Annotated in this window: 1 protein-coding gene; it reads right to left on the bottom strand. The window is 61.7% G+C overall.

Annotation, left to right across the window (positions count from 1 at the left end):
- Positions 1-153: 153 nt before the first annotated feature.
- On the bottom strand, positions 154-1,515 hold the full coding sequence (locus AC4FAH_RS01170; RefSeq protein WP_225996440.1) for an alanine/glycine:cation symporter family protein: 1,362 nt from the start codon (positions 1,513-1,515) through the stop codon (positions 154-156).
- Positions 1,516-1,809 lie beyond the last annotated feature (294 nt).

The following is a 1,809-nucleotide window of genomic DNA, read 5'->3' as shown; positions in this document are numbered from 1 at the left end:
GCTGTCAGGAGCCCTGCCGGCATGGGCACTGCTCTCAAGAGCACTGCCGACTTGAACAGGGCACCCTGCGCCTGCACCGCCCAGATCAGGTGACCCGAGCGATGCAGAAGGCAGTCAGTGGCACGGTAGGGCCAGGCGAGTCATCAGCGTCGTTCAGCGATCTTCGCCAGCCAGCACTTCCTTGCCATCAAAATAATCACGCGTCAGCTTGAAGACCACCGGCGACAGCAGCGCCAGACCGATCAGGTTCGGAATCGCCATCAGCGCATTGAAGGTGTCCGCCATCAGCCAGATCAGGTCGAGCTTGGCCATCGCGCCCAGCGGAATCGCGATCACGAACACGATGCGATACAGCATGATGGCACGCGTACCGAACAGGTACTGGAAGCACTTCTCACCATAGAAGGACCAGCCAAGAATGGTGGTGAAGGCGAAGACCGCCAGCGCGATGGCCACCAGGTGGTTGCCCACGCCCGGCAGCGCCTGATCGAAGGACATCGAGGTCAGGGCCGCGCCGGTTTCCCCGGAAGACCACAGGCCGGAAGTGATGATCGCCAGCGCCGTGATGGTGCAGATGATGATGGTGTCGATGAAGGTCCCCAGCATCGCGACCAGCCCCTGACGGACCGGGTTCTTGGTCTGCGCCGCCGCGTGGGCGATGGGCGCACTGCCCAGGCCCGCTTCATTGGAGAAGATACCGCGCGCCACACCGAAGCGGATGGCGGCCATCACCGCTGCCCCGGCAAAGCCGCCGGTAGCCGCGACCGGATTGAAGGCATAGGTGAAGATGAGGCCGAAGGCATGGCCGATCTGGTCGGCGTTGATCACCAGGATGATGATGCCGGCCAGGAAGTAGGCGATGGCCATGAACGGCACCAGCTTGCCCGCCACGCTGGAGATACGCTTGATGCCACCGAGAATCACGGCGCCGGCCAGCACCATCATCACCACACCGGAGACCCAGTGCGGGATGGCGAAGGACGTTTCCAGCGCATCCGCGACCGAGTTGGACTGCACGGTGTTGCCGATGCCGAAGGCCGCGAAGCAACCGAAGAAGGCGAAGGCACCGCCCAGCCAGCCCCACTTGGCGCCCAGACCGTTGCGGATGTAGTACATCGGGCCACCGACATGGTTGCCGGTGTCATCGACTTCACGATAACGCACGGCACACACGGCCTCGGCGTACTTGGTCGCCATGCCGACCAGCGCGGTGATCCACATCCAGAAGATCGCCCCCGGGCCACCCAGCGCGATGGCGGTTGCCACGCCCGCGATGTTACCGGTACCGATGGTCGCCGACAGCGACGTCATCAGGGCATTGAAAGGAGAAATCTCGCCGTCGCCATCCTTGCCCGGCGCACGACCATTCCACAACAGCTTGAAGCCGGTACCCAACTTGCGAAGCGGCATGCCCTTGAGGCCTGCCTGAAGATAGAAGCCGACCCCGAGCAACAGGATCAGCATCAATGGGCCCCAGACGACGCCATTGATGGCACTAAAGACGGAACTGATCATTTCCACGCAGATTTCCTCCGCTGAATTGTTGTTATCACACGATGCGCAGTGACTCGTGGCGGTACCATCCCCAGGCGGGTGATCGACCCGCGACGAGCCTCCCACGGCATTTTCACCGTTGGGACAGCTCACATTAGCGGAAGCTATCTCACTTCACTAGCCCAACAGGGCTTTACGCTGGCAGGTGAGGCAATCATTGCGTAAAAAGTACGATGAGACTGCGCCAACTCGCATGTTTCATCGCCTCATCGTGTCTTCTGGCAGCAGATCCTGCGCCGGGTGATCTCGAGACTG

It is taken from the genome of Cobetia sp. (genome assembly GCF_983723665.1).
This window is presented reverse-complemented; position numbering and strand designations above follow the sequence as displayed.

What these genes read in the sequence shown, in the direction of transcription:
- AC4FAH_RS01170 (WP_225996440.1), bottom strand. Translation starts at nt 1,515, where the DNA reads ATGATCAGTTCCGTCTTTAGTGCCATCAATGGCGTCGTCTGGGGCCCA.